A 16,624-nucleotide genomic window follows, 5' to 3' on the forward strand; every position below is an offset into this window, starting at 1 on the left:
TCTTGTTTACTCATTATACATCATTTTCAACAATTATGAAATTATTTTTTATGATTCTATTGATTTTACATCTTTGTCGTTCTATAATGACTTTACAGCAATGAAAGAATGGAGTAGTTATCTATTCATGTTAAGAAAGCTTGTGGGTGATGCAAACAAGCCATGAACGATAATGAATTGGGATTCTGGAGCTAAAAATGGCATGAGTCATTTTTCGTGAGTCGCGTTAAGACAAGAGTGCATATCGATGATATGAATAAAGGTGGTACCGCGTATTTATACGTCCTTTTTTAAGGACGTTTTTTATTTTAAAGGAGGTCGTTATGATGAAAAGAATGTTAAGTGGAATTAAACCAACTGGTCGTGTGACTTTAGGTAATTATATTGGAGCTATCAAACCTTTTGTTTCTTATCAGGATGAATATGAAATGTTTATTTTTATTGCTAATCTTCATTCTATGACTATTTATCAAAAGCCTGCAGATTTACGTAAAAATACAAAAGATTTAATTGCATTGTATATTGCTGCTGGATTAGATCCTGAAAAAGTGACTTTATTTTTACAGTCTGATGTTTTAGAACATGCTCAACTTGGTTGGTATTTAGGATGTATGGTGTCTATGGGAGAACTTTCACGTATGACACAATACAAAGATAAGAAAGCCAAAAACGAAGTCATTGGTGCTGGTATATTTAATTATCCTTCATTAATGAATGCGGATATTTTAATGTATGATCCTGATTTTGTACCGGTTGGTGAAGATCAGAAACAACACGTAGAATTATGTCGTGATATTGCCGAAAGATTTAATTCACGTTATAGCGAAACTTTCAAAATTCCAGAACCATTAGTGACTAAAGTAGGTGGACGTATCATGGATTTACAAAATCCTACAAAGAAGATGTCCAAATCCGATGAACTAGGAAAAGGAACCATTTATATCTTAGACGATATCAATATTTCTAAAAAGAAAATCAAATCTGCCGTGACGGATAGCGATGGTCATATTCATTATGATCCCGAAAATAAACCAGGTATTTCTAATTTGTTGGAAATTTATTCAATATTAGCAAATCGTCCTATTGAAGATCTTGAAAAACAATATGATGGTAAAGGATATGGAGAATTTAAAAATGATTTAGCTGAAGTTTTAGGAGAAGAACTTGAGAAGATACAAAATCGTTATCATGAAATTATGAGTGGTTCTTATTTAGATGACATTTTAGAAGAAGGTGCCAAGAAAGCACGCATCATCGCAAGAAAGAAACTAGCCAAAGTGGAAAGAAAAATTGGAATTACAATTAAAAAGAAATAAAACAGAAAGCAAACTTCTTATGGATATGAAGTTTGCTTTTTAACCTTTTTGAACCAATTCTTTATACAATAATTCATGCAAGGATGTATATCCTTTTTCAATCTTATGTTTTAAAGCCAAATATTTTTCACTGGGATTTTCTCCCTCAATATGAAATTGTTGGCATATTTCCAAGAAGACATCATAACGGACCACAAAAATCTCATCAATAACTTCTTCTAGACACATTTTCTTTAAACGCTCATTTCTTGTTAAACCAAATTCTTTATCATAAGCTTCATCTTTGATCTGATATTGAAAAAAAGTCATCGGTTCTTGTTTTAATATGTCATTAATCTGTTGTCTTTGTTGCCAAGAAAAAGTTCCTCTACGTACAATTGTATGATTTTTAATATCCACAACAAAGCAATAATGACCATCACCAACAATAAAAATACCATCTGTTCCTCTGAATTGATAAAATTTCGCATATAAAAAATCATGTAACTGTTTTGTTGAAACATGATAAAGAGGTGCATTTTCTATTTCTTCATAAGAATCATCGTCCTGCCACTCATATGGTTCTAATAATTCTTCATCATCATAAACAAAATTCACTAACAAAATATTCAACCCCCTGTAATGTATCATATGTTTATTATACCTAAAAAGACCATTCTATAATCATCATAAAAAGAAAAAGACTCACTGTTGCAGTAAGTCTAAAATGGGTATGTCAATATATGTTGTTTCATTTATTTGTCATGCTTTATTGCTTTGGCATGATTTCTCCAACCATGAAATCAATCGTTAATGTTGTATGATTCAATGAATATTTTATTTTACGTAAAACTCTATTCATAACACTTTTGGCATCGTCATTATGGCATGCAGGCAAAAGAACAACAAACTGATTCACATTTAACCTGCATACAACATCACCAATACGAAGTCCTCTGAGTAAAGCATCCTGTACTTTTGTCATCATTCTTTCAATAGCTTTTTGGGAATGTTGATCCTCAATCTGTGAATGATCAAGAATTGTGATTAAACATAACTGAGAACATATACCCAATCTTCCCATCATTCTTGATTGCATAGTATATATTTCTCTAAATGTTCCATACTCACAAAGAAAAGCCCCATAAGCTTCATCACGTGAAAGCTCCTGTTGAATTTCCATAATATCTAAATCTTCATCATGACTTTCTTTTTTAATCATCTCATATAATTTCAGCATTGACTCAGATGGCTTAACACCTAAAGTCTGATACAATAAATCAGTTGTTGCTTTATATATCTCTTTTGCTTTTTTATACTGCTGTTGAAAATATAAAGAACGAATCCAGATTTCATAAATAGACTCTTCTAAATTATCAATCTCAATAGCACGCTTAGCTATTATTTCCATCTTCTCATAATCCTGTTTATCTTCCAACAGCTTTGCATACTCAACAACCTTATCCATATAAAGTGAATGATAATAAACACGTTTAGATAAAGTATTATGATCTTCTTTAATTTCTACCAAATACTTCCCTGTATATTCATTAAGAAACTTTTCAAAATATTCTGGTTTTGAAGAATCTCTTAAATATTTTTCATACTTTTCAAATTCAACTGTATCTATTCTTAAATGATACGCCGGATTAATCGCATACGATCCTTTTCCAGTGATAATAAAATCTGTAAATCCAAACTCTTTTTTTAATAAGGCTCTTAATCTATATATTAAATTTTTTAATGCTCCTATAGGATTATCAACATCATCTAAATACCATAACATTTCAATCAGTTCATTAGAAGGCACTGTTCGCTGATAATGAGATAGGAGATAAGCAAATAATTTCACAAGTTTTTCAGATTTCATCGTGTCACTATCAATTGTACAATTATGATATGAAAACGAAAATTTACGAAACATTGTTATATTAACATAATCGTTCATTGACATATAACCCCGCTCCCTATATAATCTGTGTTTTCATTTTTATTTTAATAGTTTTCTTTAAATTTGACAAGAATTTTAGAATATAATAACACAATTCAAAAAAGCGCTTACACATTTGACAAAGTTGATGTCTTTTTTTGTTATTTTTTCTATGAAATATTCAAAAAAATAATCACTTTTACATATAATCAAAGATCAATAAATATATAGTTTTATACAAAAAAGCCAACTCAATGAGTTGACTTTGCTTCACATGAAATTAAGCTTTACCAATGCATCCGAATAATTCCATTTTTTCTTTAACACAAGTTTTAATAGCTTCAGCACCTGGAGCTAATAATTTACGAGGATCGAATCCTTTACCTTCTAAATCTTTACCAGCTTCAATATATTTACGAGTAGCTTCTTGGAAATATAATTGACATTCAGTATTAACGTTGATTTTAGAAACTCCTAATGTGATAGCTTTTTTAATCATATCAGCAGGAATTCCTGTACCACCATGTAATACTAATGGTAAAGTTCCTGTTTCTTGTTGAATAGCATCTAATGCATCAAAATCTAAACCTTCCCAGTTAGCAGGATATTTACCATGAATGTTTCCAATACCTGCTGCTAAGAAATCTACACCTAAATCAGCAATCATTTTACATTCTTTAGGGTCTGCAACTTCACCTTTACCGATAACTCCGTCTTCTTCTCCACCAATTGAACCAACTTCTGCTTCAACTGATACACCTTTTGAATGACATAAAGCTACGATTTCTTTTGTTTTTTCAATGTTTTCTTCGATTCCATAATGAGAACCATCAAACATAATTGAAGAGAAACCAGCTTCTAATGCAGCTTTAGCTCCTTCATAACTACCATGATCTAAGTGTAAAGCAACTGGTACAGTAATATTTAAAGATTCAACCATTGCTTTCACCATTGCAGAAACTGTTTTATATCCAGTCATGTATTTAGCAGCTCCTTCAGAAACTCCTAAAATAACTGGTGCTTTTAATTCTTCCGCAGTTAATAAAATTGATTTAGTCCATTCTAAGTTGTTGATATTAAATTGACCAACAGCATAGTGACCTGCTTTTGCTTTATCAAGCATTTCTTTAGCTGAAACTAATCCCATAATTCAAATCTCCTTTACATTTTTTTTACACATATATCATACACTGATTTTATGAAAATTTCCATAAATATTCTCTTTTTTATCATTCTTTTATTGCTTTTTCTAATTGTTCTAAAGCTTGTTTTAATGTTGAACGTGGACAAGCGACATTAAATCTTTCAAATCCTTCTCCACCTGTTCCAAAAATATAACCTTCATCCAGCCATAAATGTGCTTTTTCCAACATAAATGTTTCTAATTCATCTTTATTCATACCTAAGCTTCGCATATCTACCCAGACCAGATACAATCCCTGTGGATCAATCACCTTAATTTCTGGTAGTCTTTCAGCAAAGAATTCTTTCATATAAGCTATATTTCCAGATAAATAATCTACCAATTCATCAACCCACTGAGCTCCATATGTATAAGCTGCTTCACAGGCTTCTAATCCAAAAATATTAGGATCACTCATACCTGAAGCATTTTTTTCTTTTTGAAATTTTTCTCGTAGATCTTCATTTTTAATAATAATATTAGATGTCTGTAAAGCCGCCAAGTTAAATGTTTTAGATGGCGCTGTACAGATAATGCTGAATTCACCAAATGATGGATCTACATTATAGAAAGGAACATGTTCATTTCCCTCATAAATAAAGTCCATATGAATTTCATCACTAATCACATAAACATGATGTTTCTGACAAATTTTACCTATCTGATACAATTCATCACGTGTCCAAACTTTACCAATGGGATTATGTGGATTACATAAGATAAACATCTTGACATCATGATCAACGATCTGTTTTTCAAACACTTCAAAATCACATTCATAATGATCATCCTGAAATACAAGTGGGCATTCTACAACCATTCTTTCATTTAAATGGATAGATGCATCAAAAGGATAATAAACAGGTTTCATTACCATAATGGCATCACCTTTTTGTGTATAGGCTCTTACCGCTAATTTTAAAGCACCTACAACACCTGAAGTTGTGACAATCCATTCTTTTTGAATATCAAAATGATGGCGTGTCTTCATCCAGTTAATGACAGACTGATAATAACTTTCAGTTGGTGTAGCATATCCAAAAACGCCATGACTGGCACGCTTAACCAAAGCTTCTTTGACTTCTGGAAGAGTTTCAAAGTCCATATCTGCTACCCACATTGGAATCATATGTGAATCTTGCATTTTTTCACCATCATATTTCACACTGTTTGTTCCTTTTCTTTCAATCACTTTATCAAAATCATACATCTTCTCTTAATACCTCTTTTCCTTCAAATTCTGCTTTTGAAAAATGAAATAATGCTATTCCTAATGCCATTGACAAATTTAATGAATCAATTTCCTCATGATGAGGAATAAAAACACTTTGACCATAATTTAAATATGTATCATCCAAACCATGACTTTCATTACCAAAAACCAAACTATGATATTGATGAGAATGAACCTGATGAATATTTTTAGCCCCTTTCAACATAAAAGGATAGAACTCATGATTAGAAAATGCATGATAATATTCTTCAAATGAGTCATAGTAAGCAACATTCAAATGAAAGATGGCTCCCATTGATGCTCTAATGACTTTAGGATCAAAAATATCAACAGCTGGTTTAATAATAGCTAAGTTTTTATATCCAAATCCTAACATTGTACGCATAATTGTTCCCATATTTCCCATATCCATGGGATGTTCCAAAACAACATGATGAGCCTGTTGTAAGGGGGATGTATAGATTTTAAAAACGCCAATCGCATAACAATTATTTTTAGGACTTAATTTTTCAATCGTACGATCATGTTCATCAATTGGAATATGATATTGTTGGCATAATTCTTGAATCATAGGATATCCCCTATTTTGATGAATGGATGAATGAACAACCACTCTGACGACATCCTGTGGTCTATGTTTTAACAGTTCAATCGTTGGAAAAACACCTAAAGTATAAGACTGATCATTTCCTTTTTTATATAATTTCATATTCCCCTTCTTTTTCCTTCCTGATGATTTGTGCCTGCTGATAATAAGACAAAGCAAAGCGATGATTCTTTTCTACATAACGTCCAAGTTCATATAATTGGCTTAACAATAAGCAAGCATCATAACTATTTAATCGTGCTGACTGATGTAAATAATCTAATGCTTTCTTTTGATTTTTATCCACAACAATACCATCAAAGTAAATCATAGCCAGTTCATAGGCACAATCTTCCTGCAGCAGATAATATCCATATATAAAATAATGCATGGCTTCTTTCAAATCCAAATCCACACCTATACCTAACTTCAATAACAGTCCAACCTTATACATACATTCTTTTTGAAAATGCTTTGCTCCTAATAAATAAGATTGAAAAGCTTCAGAATATTCTCTCTGTTTTTCTAATAAAATTCCTTTATAAAGATATGCTTCTTTTTGTTGACTTTGTGATAAATACTGGATTGCTTTTTGATCATCTTGAGTCACATAGCGTCCATACATATAAAACAGCCCCAACCTTAAAGCTGATAAGCTGTCAACATTTTGTTTGTAGTAATTGAATGCCTGTGCAATATCCTGTTCAACACCATATCCATGTTCATACATATAACCGATATAATAACAACATTCATGATATCCACGCTGATATAAATAAGAAAAGATTTCAAAAGCTTTCTCATAATCCTGTTTGATTCCAAAACCTAAAAAATAAGTTCTTGCCAGAACATAGAGATGTGAATCATTATTTTGTTGATAAGCTGTTTTTAAAAATTCTTCAACATCAGGTATTTCAAAATAATAACCTATTTCATCAATCACTTGAGAAAATACACTCACCATAAATAAAGCTTCTTCTTCACTTAATGAAGCAAATTCACATAAATAGCGAACATATCGAGAGATTTCAAAATCCTCATCAAATATAATAGCTTCAAAAACACCCATTTTCATTCCTAAAACAACCAAATAACATTCATCCATCATATCTGGTGCTTCATCATTTAAAACTTCCTCAAAACGTTCAATCTGAAACCTTAATCCATCTCCATAGCGATTAAAGACATCTATAACCTTTTCAATAATCTGAATATTCATTTATTCACTTTGATTAATCTGATGAATTGATTGTAATTCTTTTTTCGCATTGTCTCGTAGTGCTTCAAAATGTGCTTTATCAAAATGAGCACCCTGATCAATAAAATCAATCAATTCATTATATTTTTCTACAATCACTTCATATAAAGATTCTTTAATCACATAATCCAATTCATTATGAGCCTGTTGTGTGATTTGATTAATAGACTTATATTGTTCTTTAAACATGGCATCATAATCAATGACCGTTTTTTTCTTTTTAAATAATCCCATAAACTTCTCCTTTCATCACTCTTAACATTATTCTACTTGATTTCTTAAAAAAATAAAGCCCTTTTTTGATTTTCATCATTTTGATAAAAAAGTTCAACTTTTTTTCATTATCCATATAAATCATGAACTTTATTTTCAAAATTCTATAAATAATTTCCCTTTTTTAGATTTTATGAGATAATTTCATTGAGGTGAAAATATGGATGATTTATTACAATTAGAAAAGGACTTATCTTTTCAGTCTTTCGATCATGAAGATGCCTATATTTTAGGACAGATGCTTGTTGAAAAAGTGAAACAAGATCATCTCAAAAACATTCGTATCCGTATTGTTTTGCATCATGATATTGTTTTTCAATACCTGATGAATGGAAAAACAGGTGATGAATGGCTGAATCGTAAACAAAAAACAGTTGAAACATTTGGTCATTCCTCATATTATATCTGGGCTCAGAATGAACAAACGCATCAATATGATCATTATCTCCAAGATTCCCAGTTTGCGATATGTGGTGGTGGTTTTCCATTAATGGTCCAAAATCAAAGAATAGGATGTTGTATTGTTTCAGGATTAGAACATGATCAAGATCATCAAATCATCGTCCATTGTCTACAAAAATTAAAAAGAAAGAAGGAACAATCATGAAATTAGGAATTTTAGGAACAGGAATGATTGTCAAAGATTTAATGACAACTTACTCAAAGTTCGATATTGAAAAAACATATTTACTGGCAACGACACAAACTCAACAAGAAGCTGAAGAATTATGTCAAAAGTATCACTTAGATCAAATCTTTTATGACTATGATCAATTATTAGACAGTGATATTGATACAGTCTATATAGCATTGCCTAATCATTTGCATTATGGTTTTGCGAAAAAAGCGATATTAAAAGGAAAACATGTGATTATCGAAAAACCAATTTGTGCCAATGCGCATGAATTACAAGATTTAATTGATTTAAGTCATGAACATCATATCATCATTTTAGAAGCTATGAATATCCATTATTTACCAGCCTATCAGTCTTTAAAAACACATTTATCCAAATTAGGACAAATCAAAATCTTAAACTTCAATTACAGTCAATATTCATCACGTTATGACGCTTTTAAAGAAGGTCGTATTTTACCTGCTTTTGATTATCATAAAGCTGGTGGAGCTTTAATGGATTTAAATGTTTATAATTTACATGCTATTATAGGGTTGATGGGACAGCCTGAAAATCAGCACTACTTTGCTAATATTGAAAAAGGTATTGATACAAGCGGTATTATGGTTTTAGAGTATCCTCATTTAAAAGCGATTTCTATTGGAGCTAAAGACTGTAAAGCGCCTATTACTTCAACTCTTCAGGGAGATCAGGGCGTTATTGTGATTGATAAACCTATGAATCAGATGACTGAATATACATTCATTGATAATAAAGGACATCAGACAAAGTATGAATTCCCTCAAGATCAGCATCGTTTATACTATGAATTTGAAGAATTTATCAGAATCATTAATGAAAAAGATTTTGAAAAAGCACAAGCCATGATAGGATTAAGTTTACAGGTTGCTCAAGTTATGGAAAAAGGTAGACAACAGGAAGGAGTTATTTTTGACAATGATCAACAATAAATTAGTATTAGGTTATATTGGAAACGGAAAAAGTGCCAATCGTTACCATATTCCATTTGTTTTACAAAGACAAAACAAATTTATGATTAAAAAGATTTTTGATATTCATGTTCGTCATGATATATGGAAGGCTATTGATGGTGTAGAATATTGTGAAGATGTCAATGCATTACTACAAGATCCTGATATTGATATGATTGTTGTGTGTACAACACATCATTTTCATTACAATTATGCCAAAATGGTACTAGAAGCAGGTAAACACTGTTTAGTAGAAAAACCATTTATGGAAAACTCAAAACAGGCAAAAGAAATCTTTGATTTAGCGAATCAAAAAGGATTATATTGTTCAGCTTATCAAAATAGACGTTATGACAGTGATTTTTTAACTGTTCAAAAATTCATTGAAAGTGGAAAATTAGGTGATTTATTAGAATTAGAAATGCATTTTGATTATTATCGTCCTGAAGTTCCAGAAAATGTTGATCACTTTGATCCGGCCCATTCTTACTTATATGGTCATGGATGTCATACTTTAGATCAGGTGATTTCTTATTTTGGTCGACCTGATCATGTTCATTATGATGTCAGACAATTGCTTGGTGAAGGAAGAATGAATGATTATTTTGATTTAGATCTTTATTATGGGACTTTAAAAGTTTCTGTCAAATCAAGTTATTTTAGAATCAAAGAAAGACCAAGTTTTATTGTTTATGGAAAAAAAGGAATGTTTGTCAAACAAACAAAAGATCGTCAGGAAGAACATCTGAAATTATTCTATATGCCTGATCATGAAGATTTTGGAAAGGATACTCCTGCACATTATGGTGTATTAACATATGTAGATGATCAAGGTCAATATCACGAAGAAAAAGTTCCTAGTGTTGATGGTGATTATGCGAGAGTTTATGATGGTATCTATGATTGTATAGTCAATGGAAAACCGCAAATCATTACACATGAACAAACCCTTTTACAAATGGAAATGTTAGAAAAAGGAGTTCAAAATTTAAAATAAAAGAGATTTCCTATTTGAAATCTCTTTTTATGATTGTCTATTGTCTATAGACTTTTTCTGCTTTTTATACAACAAGGAATAAAGAATACTCAAAACATATTGAAAAGATATCTGCGAATAAAATGTAGCTATTTTTTCATTTTTTTCTTTATGAGGAATCAATATATGATAACGACTGTATTTAAATAGAATATCATCATGATTAGAGGTAATTGTGATGATAGGCACATGATTATATAATAATATTCTAAGCGATTCACGATAAACATCCTGCTTAGAATAAGTGATAAATAAGGCCACATCTTGAGGTGTAGCAGCCTTAGAAAAAGAAACTTCTTCTTTATTTTCTGTTGCGATATAAAAGAATTTCCCTATTTTGATGAGTTTATTGGTAAAACCCATAGCAGTAATCTTGGAATCTCCAGTCGCATAAATAAAGACTCTTTGACTACAATCAAGTAAATCCACAATTTTTTCGAGTTCATCTATATCTAACTGACTATTAATCAAGTCAATACTTTCCTTATAGACATGCGCTAAGCTATTAATAATCTGCCAGGTCGGTTCATCACTTTGAAAAGGAAATGAAAAATCAATATCCTGCCTGACATATTTTAAAGACTCCATATAACGCATAAAGTCTATTTTAAAATCACGAAAGCCTTTATAGCCTAGTTTTCTACATAGTCTAATAATACTTGCATTCGAAGAAAAAGTTACCTGTGCTAATTCTTTAATCGTCATATTGATGACAGCCTGTGGATTTTCTTTGATGTAATGGACAATCTCTCATTCATTTTTTGTAAATAAAGTTTCATTGTCTAACAAATCAATGATATTCATAGCCTTCACTCCCTTTTTCCCATTATAACATGCCTCTTTTCTTTTTGATAAGTCCTTTCAAAATAATAAACATGTTTTATTCATTCGCATACATTCTTAGGATGCTTTGTATTTTCAAATATATATAAACATGATATAATGCACAAAAAAGGAGGAAGTTTATGCATCATCTTGCTTGTCCCAAATGTCATGAACCACTTATTCTCGATGGTAAAAGTTATCGTTGTCAAAATGGTCATTGTTATGATATTGCGAAACAAAAATATATCAATCTCTTATTAAATCCAGATAAAGCCACAAATAATCCTGGTGATAATAAAGAAAGTCTTCTATGTCGTCAACATCATTTAAATAAAGGTTATTATGATGGTATTTTAAATGAAGTTATGCACTGTCTAACAAAATATACATCTTCTCCACGTCAATTATTAGATTTAGGATGTGGTGAAGGCTATTATACATATCGTATCAAAGAACTATTAAATGACGATTCAACAATTTATGGTTTAGATATTTCTAAAATTGGTATTCAAATGGCTACAAAATATACTAAAGATATTTATTGGATTGTAGGTAATTCTAAAAATATTCCTATTGATGATCATTCTTTGGATGTTATAACAGCTTTATTTACGGTTGTTAATGCACAGGAAATAGAACGCTGTCTAAAGAAAAATGGCTATATCATTCATGTTACAGCTAATCCCTATCATCTTGTGGAATTCAAAGAACTGATTTATGATGAAATTAAAATCAAATCTGATCAGCATATACGTTTACCTTTTTCAGTTGTTGAAAGTTATGATTATAAACAGACCATTCATTTACAGACAAAAGAAGATACACTCAATCTTTTACAAATGACACCCCATTATTATCATATTAAAAAAGAACGTCGTCATGTTTTAGATACTTTAGGTGAATTTGATGTGACTATTGATATTCGTATAACAGTTTATCAAGTCTCATGAAATATCAGATTCGGCACTCTTATTTAACACTCTTTATTGATTCACCTATATCCATCATTGATTTATTTCAACAGTTTCATTTATCTAAAAAAACAATTCATCTTATGAAACAAAATAAATCATATCTTGTCAACAATCGTTATGTTTCACCTTCAACAGTATTAGTCAAAGGTGATCAATTGACATTCAAAGCTTTTCAAGAAGATGATGGGATGTATCCACCCGTATATGAAGATTTAGATATTGTTTATGAAGATGAGTTTTTATTGATTGTGAATAAACCACCTTTTCTTCAAGTCTTTCCAGCTAAACCAAATGATACAAATTCTTTGGCGCACCGTGTCAGTGGCTATTATCATCAACAGGGTTATAATCTTCCCGTTCGTTTTATTCATCGTTTAGATTATGAAACAAGTGGATTGATGATTTTTGTGAAATGTGCATTTGTACAGCCTTTATTAGATTATCAATTGTCTATGAAAGACATTCATCGTCATTATTTGGCTATTGTTGAGGGGACTTTTCATGATCATCAATGGCATACCATTGATAAACCGATTGGTAAAGACCGTCACCATCAACAACGCATGATTGTGCATCCTCATGGTAAAAAGGCATGTACACATTATCGTTGCCTTTCCAGCAAGAATCATCTTTCTTTGATAGAATGTGTTTTAGATAGTGGCAGAAAACACCAGATTAGAGTTCATATGTCTGCTATTGGACATCCTATTTTATCAGATCAACTTTATGGTCACTCTTCTGCCCTGTTGAATCATCAAGCGTTGCACGCTTATCAAATAGAATGCATTCATCCTATTACCAAAGAAAAACTGACCTTCACTTGTCAACCTCCATCAGATATGTTGAAACTTATAAAAAAAATGGATCCTCAATTTTGAGGATTCTTTTTCATACTGACCATTTTTATGACATTCTTTTCATTTATATCAAATAAAATATGAGCATCTATTTCACGGCGTATGCCACAATCAGAAAACACAATCCATTCTCCATCACAACTATGTTTATATCCTGTGATACAAACCCAATGCCAATTAGCATCTTCAAGTTCTTTGGCCTGATGAGATAAAATCAGTAAGCTTACTGGATTACCTTCATCTATACTCTGTTCAATAAATTTCATAGCCTGCCAATAACTTTTAGGCTGTTTCATGTAAACAGGTTTCAAGAACACCTGCTTTTCTTGCATCATCTGACAAAATGTTCTTGCAAATTTATATAAAAATGGATAACCCATTCTTCCTGGAGTAAAGCGTTGAAACATCTGATTCATAATTTCTAAAAATTCTGACTTTGACATTTGTGTGATAGATAAATAATATGTATAAAGATGACTTGCTAAAACACTGGCACACCCAGCCTTTTTGGCCCAATCACCTAAAAACCAGTCCTGATTACCACCATAGCCAATACATTGACCGTTTTCATAAATATGAATCATATCCAATTCTTTTTTCATATTTGACCTCCTTGACATTATTGTAACATACCCACAAAATATTGTATAATGATTCCAATGTCTTAAAGATGGGAGGAATTTTTTTGGCAACAAATTTCACTGAAATCATTAAAAATCAATCTGTACTTTCAAATAAACAAAAAATCAATATTATTATTCAATTAAGTATTCCAACGATTTTATCACAAGTTTCTTCTATTTTAATGCAATATATTGATGCTGCGATGGTTGGACATCTCGGTCCTGATGCTTCAGCTTCAATTGGAATTGTATCAACCAGCAGCTGGCTTTTAAGTGGTCTATGTAGTGCTATGGCAACCAGTTTTGCGGTTCAGGTGGCACAACTCATTGGAGCAAGTCAATATGAAAAAGCACGTCGTACTTTCAAAACTGCGCTTATCACATCCCTCATTTTTTCTTGCATATTATTAATCATCGGTGTGCTTGTAAATCAAAGTTTATTAACATGGTTAGGTGCTGATCCAGCTATTTTTGATAATGCTTCTGCCTATTTTCTTGTTTTCACATTAAGTTTACCTATTTTACAATTAAATAGTTTATGCAGTTCCATGTTACAATGTAGTGGTAATATGAAAATACCGAGTTTACTCAATGCTTCCATGTGTGGATTAGATGTGATTTATAATCTTATTTTCATTCATTACTTTGGTGTTGTGGGGGCATCCATTGGAACAGCGCTTGCCCAGTTGACAGTCTGTTTTATCAATCTCTGGTATACGACTTGTCATTCTTCTCTATTAAAATTCCAAAATCATGAAAAGTTCTATTTTGAAAAAGAAACATTGAAAAATGCTTTTCAGATTGGAACACCCTTAGCTTTTGAACATATAGCCATTTGTGGTGCCATGGTGATGTCTACAAAGATTATTGCCCCTTTAGGAACAATTGCAATTGCTGCTCATTCCTTTGCAATCACTGCTGAAAGCTTATGTTATATGCCTGGATATGGACTAGAAGCTGCCGCAACCACATTAGTTGGTCAATGCATGGGTGCTCAAAAAAAAGAACTTGCAAAGTCCTTTTCCAATTTAACTGTTGCCTTTGGCGCTATCATCATGGGAATCATTGCGATTGTTATGTTTGTCATTTCACCATTTGTTTTTCAAATCTTAACTCCAGATGTGCAGACCCAACAGCTGGCTACAGAAGTTTTACGAATTGAACTTTTTGCCGAACCACTCTATGGTGTTTCCATTGTAGCTTCTGGTGCCTTGCGTGGAGCTGGAGATACTCTTATACCAAGCTTACTCAATCTTTTGAGTATTTGGGGTGTTCGTTTATCTCTATCCGTTCTTTTTGTTCAAACAATGGGATTACATGGAGTTTGGCTGGCTATGTGCATTGAATTATGTGTCAGAGGTTTATTGCTTCTCTATCGTCAACAACGTGGTCAATGGCTGGAAAAATCACTATAAAAGACATCATAAATCATATTTTATTCTTTCTGTTTTGTAAAAAAGAAAAAGTTGCTATAAAGCAACTTATTTCCTGTTTGTATTCTTACGGGAAAACGAATACGATTATAGATATTTGGGACATGCTTATCATATCATAAATTTTATAAAAATGTTTTCATATTATGAAAATTATCTATCACGAAAATAAATTTCTATTGTAAAATAAACCTCATCTTCCTGACTTCTTCCTTCAACAATATAACGATGACCATTTTCAGCCATAAAAAGTTTAACTTTTTCTAATGGTCTAATTTCTTTACGATATTGAATATTCAAATCACTGATATAACACTGATGATGTTTATCAAAATCAATGAAATCCAATGCCCACTCAACATAGCGTGTATTGTTCATATGCTGATTAATATCGACATCACTATATAGAACTTTTCTTTCCGTGATATATTGGAATTCCATATCTTTTTGAATAGCTGGTGGTAATTCTAATAAATGCTCCAAAGGCGCTTCTGGAAAGGTAATCCCTATTTTTTGTGGTGAAACCATTCTTCTTTTTTGAATATCTAATAATGTCCAAACAGAAGAACATGTGCCAATCAGACGATTATCTTTTTTAATATAATAATATCTTGGAAAACTCACATATGTTCCTTTAGAAATCGTTGTTGATAATTCAATACGATCTTGATAATGAATAGGTTCATCTAAATGAAGATACTGTTTAGCCACAACCCATCCATATTTTGACATCATATCATAATTCCATACACCTAACTTCATAGCGCTCTCTGTTGCAATTTGAGCAAAACGATTCAAAAGATGATGAAAGAAATATTCTCCCATATCATCAACTTCATTAATTTCAATAACACGTGTTTCATAACTCTTTAAATCTTCCATATTTTCACTTCCCTAGTGTCTATTATAATAAAAATTCATAAAGATTTCACATATTTTCATTTTTTTCTAGGCGAAAAGCAAAATTATATGTATAATAGAGAAGTATGAAAGGAAGTTTAATTTATGCAGGAAATTTTTTCATTAGTTCTATCGTTTGTTTTAATAATTATTTTTCTTTGGTTTACATATTCTATCGCTAACATTATTGTTACGTTTTTTCGTTGTCGTAAACAAGATCATTCTTTACAGCTTTGTTTAAATACTGGTGGTCTTATTTTTTATGTAATTTTAACTATCATTTATTTGATTGCTGTTATTGGTGGTATTATTGCTGTTATATATGGAATCGTCACTTCTCGTTCATCATTTTTCCATAATGGATTAAATGCAGCAGCACTATTAACTGTTGTTTATGCTTATTTTCTTTCAACAATTGTGCTAGTAGGTCGTAAGAACTTAATGGTAGGAAGAATGCTGATAGATTATCGTAAACTGAAAAAAGTGAATTTCACTTATAACAATAAAGTTACATTTGTTTATGCTCAAAAAGATTATAGTTTCCCAACACGTTTTGTTGATAAGACAAAATTAAGAAAAATGATTTCTCGATAAAATAAAAACACGAAG

Annotated in this window: 18 protein-coding genes and 1 other annotated feature; of the genes, 8 read left to right on the forward strand and 10 right to left on the reverse strand. The window is 31.2% G+C overall.

Annotated elements, in window-relative coordinates:
• Window positions 1–91: 91 nt before the first annotated feature.
• Window positions 92–291 (forward strand) — a binding site (T-box leader).
• Window positions 292–326: 35 nt separating this feature from the next.
• Window positions 327–1,316, forward strand: coding sequence for a tryptophan--tRNA ligase (gene trpS / locus B5G32_RS00805; protein WP_087296789.1), 990 nt, complete (start codon window positions 327–329; stop codon window positions 1,314–1,316).
• A gap of 39 nt (window positions 1,317–1,355) precedes the next feature.
• Here trpS and B5G32_RS00810 read toward each other — a convergent pair whose 3' ends face one another.
• The 7 genes from B5G32_RS00810 to B5G32_RS00840 all read right to left on the reverse strand — a co-directional run bounded on the left by B5G32_RS00810 (window position 1,356) and on the right by B5G32_RS00840 (window position 7,720).
• Window positions 1,356–1,913 (reverse strand): hypothetical protein, encoded by a 558-nt coding sequence (locus tag B5G32_RS00810; protein WP_239386168.1) that lies wholly within the window; start codon window positions 1,911–1,913, stop codon window positions 1,356–1,358.
• 151 nt (window positions 1,914–2,064) lie between these two features.
• Window positions 2,065–3,249, reverse strand: a complete 1,185-nt coding sequence (locus tag B5G32_RS00815) for an AfsR/SARP family transcriptional regulator (RefSeq protein WP_087935509.1) — start codon at window positions 3,247–3,249, stop codon at window positions 2,065–2,067.
• A 256-nt stretch (window positions 3,250–3,505) separates the two neighbouring features.
• On the reverse strand, window positions 3,506–4,372 hold the full coding sequence (gene fba, locus B5G32_RS00820; RefSeq protein WP_087245053.1) for a class II fructose-1,6-bisphosphate aldolase: 867 nt from the start codon (window positions 4,370–4,372) through the stop codon (window positions 3,506–3,508).
• 82 nt (window positions 4,373–4,454) lie between these two features.
• Window positions 4,455–5,618: a MalY/PatB family protein gene (locus tag B5G32_RS00825; protein WP_087935510.1), complete on the reverse strand. Its 1,164-nt coding sequence runs from the start codon at window positions 5,616–5,618 to the stop codon at window positions 4,455–4,457.
• Window positions 5,611–6,351, reverse strand: a complete 741-nt coding sequence (locus tag B5G32_RS00830; protein WP_087935511.1) for a TrmH family RNA methyltransferase — start codon at window positions 6,349–6,351, stop codon at window positions 5,611–5,613. The genes B5G32_RS00825 and B5G32_RS00830 overlap by 8 nt, the downstream gene beginning before the upstream one ends.
• Window positions 6,338–7,447 carry a tetratricopeptide repeat protein gene (locus B5G32_RS00835; RefSeq protein WP_087935512.1) on the reverse strand — a complete coding sequence of 370 codons (1,110 nt, stop codon included), beginning with the start codon at window positions 7,445–7,447 and terminating at the stop codon, window positions 6,338–6,340. The genes B5G32_RS00830 and B5G32_RS00835 overlap by 14 nt, the downstream gene beginning before the upstream one ends.
• Window positions 7,448–7,720, reverse strand: coding sequence for a hypothetical protein (locus B5G32_RS00840; RefSeq protein ID WP_087244150.1), 273 nt, complete (start codon window positions 7,718–7,720; stop codon window positions 7,448–7,450). It lies immediately after the preceding gene.
• Between the two features lie 199 nt (window positions 7,721–7,919).
• On the opposite strand from B5G32_RS00840, the gene B5G32_RS00845 reads away from it, so the two are divergent.
• The 3 genes from B5G32_RS00845 to B5G32_RS00855 are packed head-to-tail and all read left to right on the forward strand — an operon-like array spanning window position 7,920 to window position 10,364.
• Window positions 7,920–8,366: a heme-binding protein gene (locus B5G32_RS00845; RefSeq protein WP_087935513.1), complete on the forward strand. Its 447-nt coding sequence runs from the start codon at window positions 7,920–7,922 to the stop codon at window positions 8,364–8,366.
• Window positions 8,363–9,346, forward strand: coding sequence for a Gfo/Idh/MocA family protein (locus B5G32_RS00850; RefSeq protein WP_087935514.1), 984 nt, complete (start codon window positions 8,363–8,365; stop codon window positions 9,344–9,346). The genes B5G32_RS00845 and B5G32_RS00850 overlap by 4 nt, the downstream gene beginning before the upstream one ends.
• The gene (locus B5G32_RS00855; protein WP_087935515.1) at window positions 9,333–10,364 is read left to right on the forward strand and encodes a Gfo/Idh/MocA family oxidoreductase; all 1,032 of its coding nucleotides are present in this window, start codon (window positions 9,333–9,335) and stop codon (window positions 10,362–10,364) included. The genes B5G32_RS00850 and B5G32_RS00855 overlap by 14 nt, the downstream gene beginning before the upstream one ends.
• Window positions 10,365–10,391: 27 nt before the next feature.
• Here B5G32_RS00855 and B5G32_RS00860 read toward each other — a convergent pair whose 3' ends face one another.
• The gene (locus tag B5G32_RS00860; protein WP_343286427.1) at window positions 10,392–11,150 is read right to left on the reverse strand and encodes a MurR/RpiR family transcriptional regulator; all 759 of its coding nucleotides are present in this window, start codon (window positions 11,148–11,150) and stop codon (window positions 10,392–10,394) included.
• Window positions 11,151–11,368: 218 nt separating this feature from the next.
• Between B5G32_RS00860 and B5G32_RS00865 the strand changes: the two genes are divergently transcribed.
• Window positions 11,369–12,178 (forward strand): methyltransferase domain-containing protein, encoded by an 810-nt coding sequence (locus tag B5G32_RS00865; RefSeq protein WP_087304493.1) that lies wholly within the window; start codon window positions 11,369–11,371, stop codon window positions 12,176–12,178.
• Window positions 12,175–13,080, forward strand: coding sequence for an RluA family pseudouridine synthase (locus B5G32_RS00870; RefSeq protein WP_087935516.1), 906 nt, complete (start codon window positions 12,175–12,177; stop codon window positions 13,078–13,080). The genes B5G32_RS00865 and B5G32_RS00870 overlap by 4 nt, the downstream gene beginning before the upstream one ends.
• Here B5G32_RS00870 and B5G32_RS00875 read toward each other — a convergent pair.
• A complete protein-coding gene (locus B5G32_RS00875; protein WP_087935517.1) occupies window positions 13,071–13,661 on the reverse strand; it encodes a hypothetical protein in 591 nt (196 codons plus the stop codon). The two genes, B5G32_RS00870 and B5G32_RS00875, sit on opposite strands and share 10 nt — an antisense overlap.
• Before the next feature lie 83 nt (window positions 13,662–13,744).
• Here B5G32_RS00875 and B5G32_RS00880 point away from each other — a divergent pair, with 83 nt between their 5' ends.
• Window positions 13,745–15,097 (forward strand): MATE family efflux transporter, encoded by a 1,353-nt coding sequence (locus B5G32_RS00880; protein WP_204209556.1) that lies wholly within the window; start codon window positions 13,745–13,747, stop codon window positions 15,095–15,097.
• Window positions 15,098–15,268: 171 nt separating this feature from the next.
• Here B5G32_RS00880 and B5G32_RS00885 read toward each other — a convergent pair whose 3' ends face one another.
• Entirely contained in the window at window positions 15,269–15,997 is a 729-nt protein-coding gene (locus B5G32_RS00885; RefSeq protein WP_087244141.1) for an acyl-[acyl-carrier-protein] thioesterase, read from the reverse strand.
• Between the two features lie 123 nt (window positions 15,998–16,120).
• On the opposite strand from B5G32_RS00885, the gene B5G32_RS00890 reads away from it, so the two are divergent.
• The gene (locus tag B5G32_RS00890) at window positions 16,121–16,609 is read left to right on the forward strand and encodes a hypothetical protein (protein ID WP_087935519.1); all 489 of its coding nucleotides are present in this window, start codon (window positions 16,121–16,123) and stop codon (window positions 16,607–16,609) included.
• Window positions 16,610–16,624: the final 15 nt, after the last annotated feature.

The sequence above is a fragment of the Massilimicrobiota sp. An80 genome (assembly GCF_002159255.1).
Taxonomy (GTDB): Bacteria; Bacillota_I; Bacilli_A; order Erysipelotrichales; family Coprobacillaceae; genus Allocoprobacillus; species Allocoprobacillus merdigallinarum.